3 protein-coding genes are annotated in these 4,656 nt (G+C 59.6%); all 3 read left to right on the forward strand.

Annotated elements, in window-relative coordinates; genetic code table 11:
• The first annotated feature begins 260 nt into the window (after positions 1-260).
• Positions 261-1,715: a hypothetical protein gene (locus F8J34_RS04495; protein ID WP_297056812.1), complete on the forward strand. Its 1,455-nt coding sequence runs from the start codon at positions 261-263 to the stop codon at positions 1,713-1,715.
• 84 nt (positions 1,716-1,799) lie between these two features.
• On the forward strand, positions 1,800-3,239 hold the full coding sequence (locus tag F8J34_RS04500; RefSeq protein WP_297056813.1) for a hypothetical protein: 1,440 nt from the start codon (positions 1,800-1,802) through the stop codon (positions 3,237-3,239).
• Positions 3,240-3,260: 21 nt separating this feature from the next.
• A partial coding sequence (locus F8J34_RS04505) for a hypothetical protein (RefSeq protein ID WP_297056814.1) occupies positions 3,261-4,656 on the forward strand: 1,396 nt, incomplete at its 3' end.

The following is a 4,656-nucleotide window of genomic DNA, read 5'->3' on the forward strand; positions in this document are numbered from 1 at the left end:
CTTTAGGGGAGACTCTTTCTTGATCTCCTTGCCCTCCCCTCCTCCCGCGGCGGGGAAGGGCAAGGAGATCAAGAAAGAGTCTCCCCTAAAGAACGCCCCCTGGCTTAACGACAATTCCACCAATTCTACCGAGGAGGAAGAGGAGGACTTCGGGTGTTGACGCAAAAATTTCACTTTTTGGCCAAAGTTCGGTCCCGGAAGGGGAGAGAAAATTCCTCCGGGCCGAGGAAATTAAAAATCTTTAAAAGGAGGGATGAGGTATGAGGAGAGGAGGTAGATGGCTGGCGGTGTTTTTGGCGGTGGCGGTGTTTCTGGCCTTTGGGTTCTCGTCGGTCAGGGCCGAGATTAAGGATCCCCTGCTGCGGGTGCTGGTGAAGAAGGGGATCCTTACCGAGGAGGAGGCCCTGGAGATCAAGCGCGAGGCCGAGGCCGAGGCTAAGAAGGAGAAGGAGGAGGTGGCCAAGGCTGCGGCAGAAGAGATCCAGAAGGAGGGGCTGGCCCTGCCCAAGGGACTGCGTGGGGTAAAGCTCGGAACCCTTACCTATCTTGATTATACCAACGGTTACGGCCCCTTTGATGGAGGGAAGGAGAGGGGAGAGAGTTATTTTAGCGTGACCCGGGCCTATTTTGACTTCAAGAAGAAGATCAACCCCTGGCTCTCCTTCCGCCTTACCCCGGATCTTCAGAGGAGCTGGAATGCCGGAAGTTACACCCTGCGCATCAAGTACGCCTACGCCCAGTTCAAGCTTCCGGACTTCGGATTCCTCACGGATCTCAAGATGGAGTTCGGTCAGGGGCACTTCCCCTGGCTTGACTTTGAGGAGCACATCAACCCCTACCGTATGCAGGGCTGCATGCCCCGCGAGTTCTTCGGGACCTTCAACTCCGCGGACCGCGGGGTCTCCATCGCCGGGAACCTGGGCGGAAAGCTTGATCCGAACTTCGTAAAGCAGCTTACCGCCCACTACCCCATCTACAAACACTACACCGGAAAGTACGGGACCTTCTGGGTCTCTTATATGAACGGTTCCGGTTATTCAAGCGGGGATAACAATCCGAACAAGGCCGTGGAGGTGCGGCTCACGCTGCGGCCCTTCCCCTATTCCACGAGCGGGATGTTCCCCCTGGCCGGTCTTCAGTTCAGCTATTTCGGGATCTACGGGGAGGGTAATAACCAGGCGACGTTTACCAAAACGGGTAAAGAATTTGACGATCCGGACTATAACGTAAACCTTTTCATGATCTCCTATCAGCACCCCTGGTTCATGATCGCCGCCCAGTACAGCACTTCCACCAACAAAAACGATGGCTCCTGGGTGCTCTTTAACGATCCTAATAACCCCACCTCCTATGACGAGATGGACACCACCCTCTACTCCATTTACGGTGATTTCGTGCTTCCGGTGCTCAACGAAAAGCTCCACCTTTACGCCCGCTGGGACCACTTTGATCCCAACGATGACAATGGATATAACGCCGAGGGGCAGTTTATTTCCAGCGGAAACGATCAGGCTGACCACTACATCGTGGGGCTCGCCTACTATCTTACCGGGAATAACATCCTTCTCGTAAGCGCGGAGTGGGTGAACTTTGATAAGAATTACCGCATTTCGGCTACGCGGTTTAACGAGCACTGGGGCGCTTATTCTCCCACCGGGACCGCTAATCTTGACGACGGATTCCGGATCCAGACCGTGGTTCAGATAAGCTTTTAAGCGCCATAAGGCCTAACCCAAATCCCATACCTTCCTCAGGGGCGGGCGAAGGCCCGCCCCGCTTTGTAAAAAGGAGGTGAGAGGATGGCAAGAGGCCTTGCGGTTTTCTTAGCTGTGCTTTTTCTTTTCGCTCCTTCCGCCCGGGCCGCCGGAGAGCCGAGTCTTACCGAGGTGCTTTCCGAGCTTAGGGCCCTTCAGGCGGAACTCAGGAAAAAAGATCGGGAGATTGAGGCCTTAAGGCGGGAACTTTCCGAGCTGAAAAGCCGCCTTGCGGAAAAAGAGCCCTCCGTGGCCGCGCCTTCCGGCCCCGCAAAGAAGGCCCCGGAGATCTCCCCTCCGGTAAAGCGTATCGCCTTTGGCGGCCAGTACCGCATAAATTCCTATAGCGTCCACACCCACCGGAAGACCCTTAACGCAAGCCGCCTCCGCATTCGCCAGAACCTGGATCTGGTCTTTGATTCCCGTCTCCGCAGCCACCTTCAGGTGGAACTCGGACACACTCACGCCAACCTCACCACCACGGAAAAGCGCCTTAAGGTGCGGCATGCGGTCCTCTCCTACGCTTTCGGGGGCGGATTTTCGGCTGAGGCCGGGATCCTTCCCCTTTCGGACCGCGCCCGGGACATGCTTTATTCCGCGGACTGGGACTATAACCCTCTGGCCCTGGCTCTCTATTACCGGAGCAAGCGCCTCGGAGACTTTCGTCTTTTTGCTGCGGAACTCGACGAGGGCGAGGAGGACCTGGCGCACGACGATTTCGTGCACTACGAGCTTGACTGGGAACGGAAGTTTTCTCCCGGGCTCAAACTTTCCCTTTTTGCCCTCTATGCCGAGGTCGCCGAAAACTACGCCAACCCCGCCGGAGGCCCCTCGGAGCACACCCGGCCGCACTTAAACTACGGCGGGATGCTCACCTGGAAGCCCCGCGAGGACCTCACTCTCCGGGCGGCTCTTATCGGGTCCTTCACCGACCGTGAGATCCTGGGCACCCCGGACGACGCCTCGGGCTGGCTTCTTCGCCTTGAGGCGGAAAAGACCTTCGGCCCGGCCGCCCTCTTCCTCCTTTTCACCCACGCAAGCGGAGATAAGGACGGGGAAGGTTTCCTTCCCCTCATGGCCCTCTCCGGCACCTACGGCTACTGGGGCTACACCGGGATCCTTACCGTCCAGGGCCCCACGGATACCGGCTTTGACGACACCGCGGTGAACGTCTCCAACAACGGTTACGGGCTCACCACCTTCCAGGCCCGTCTGAGCTACGATTTTTCGGAACGCCTGCGCTTATGGCTTGCCGCGGGCTGGTTCGGGGACACCGAGGCCCGGGGAAGGGACTCCACCGTGGGCTACGATTTTCTCGGGATGCTCACCCTGCGCCTCCACCGCTATCTAACCCTGGACCTCGGCCTTGATTTTGCCCATCTTGAGGATAGCGTAAACGGGTATGCGGACCGGAGTTTCAATTTCAACCCGGGAGACGAAGAGGACAAACTTGCGGTCTTCAGCCGCCTCCAGGCCGAATTTTAAATCTTGGAGGATAAGGCCGTGATGAGGGTTATAACCTTTCTTCTGGGGTTTTTTCTTGCGGGCCCCGCGCTCGCCGGTAGCGGGTGCCTTAGGTGTCACCGGGGGATTGAAAAGATCGCCGAAAACCCGGTCATGGGACAGCTCTCCTGCGTGTTCTGCCACCGGGGAAACCCGGAGGGAAAGACCAAGGAGGAGGCCCATCGGGGGCTCTGGCGCAACCCTTCGGACCTCCGGGTGATCTCTCAAACCTGTGGTCAGTGTCATGCCGATATCGTTTCCCGTCTCCAAAAGAGCCTCCACGCCACCAGCGCCGGGATCATCAGCGCCGCCCGCTACACCTGGGCCGCGCAGAAGACCCGCCGGGCCCTTTACGCCACCTATCCGGTGCGCGACGAGGACGGGAACGTTCCCCGCGACCGCGGCGCCCTTCCCGAACTCCTCGGCCTTCCGGTCTATGACCCCGCAAAACCCATCTCCCCGACAAACCATCCGGTTGACGACTATCTTCGGGCCGAGTGCCTGAGGTGCCATGTCTGGACCCGGGGCAAGGAGCGCCCCGGGGACTATCGGGCCAGCGGATGCGCGGCCTGCCATGTGATCTACGATAACGACGGCCTTTACAAGGGCGGAGATTCCGCCATCCCGCACGACAAACCGGGCTACCCCCGGGTGCACCGCATCACCACCCGCATCCCGGTCTTTCAGTGTCAGCACTGCCACAACCGCGGCGGGCGCATCGGCATGAGCTACGCCGGGCTGATGGAATCCGACGGCTATTGCTCGCCCTGGAGCGGAAAGCCAGGGGTCAAGGCCGGCCGCAAGCTTCACGGAAAATGCTATAACCACCTCCTTCCCGACATCCATTACGAGCGGGGCCTTTCCTGTCAGGACTGCCACACCGAGCGCGAGATCCACGGCGACGGAAACATTTACAGCAAGAAGGAGGAGGCGGTGGAGATAGAGTGTGAGGACTGCCACGGGACGGTAAAGGGCTACGCCCCGCTCAAGACCTCCCGCGGGACGCCTCTTACCAACTTAAAGCGCGAGGGGCAGCGGGTGATCCTCATCGGGAAACTTGACGGAAAGGAGCATCCCGTGCCCCAGGTCCCGGAGGTGCTCGGGAAGAATCCGCGGGCCGCGGCGGCCATGACCATTCCCGGGCATGCGAAAAAGCTTGAGTGCTACGCCTGCCATGCGGTGTGGGCCCCGCAGTGTTACGGCTGCCACGCCCAGCAGGATCTCACCACCCGGGCCGGGGACTGGCTGCGGTATCGCAAGGCGGGAGACGAAAGCATGGAGGCCCGCGAGGGGAACCGGGTGAAAGGGGCCTTTCGCTGGCGCGAGACCCGTTCCTATCTGCGCTGGGAAAGCCCGGCCCTGGGGATAAACGCCGAGGGGAAGGTGGCCCCGTTTATTC

The sequence above is a fragment of the Thermosulfurimonas sp. genome (assembly GCF_015491435.1).
GTDB lineage: Bacteria > Desulfobacterota > Thermodesulfobacteria > Thermodesulfobacteriales > Thermodesulfobacteriaceae > Thermosulfurimonas_A.

Excerpts from the sequence above, each read along its gene's own strand:
- F8J34_RS04500 (WP_297056813.1), top strand. The coding sequence starts at position 1,800 with ATGGCAAGAGGCCTTGCGGTTTTCTTAGCTGTGCTTTTTCTTTTCGCT.
- F8J34_RS04495 (WP_297056812.1), top strand. The coding sequence starts at position 261 with ATGAGGAGAGGAGGTAGATGGCTGGCGGTGTTTTTGGCGGTGGCGGTG.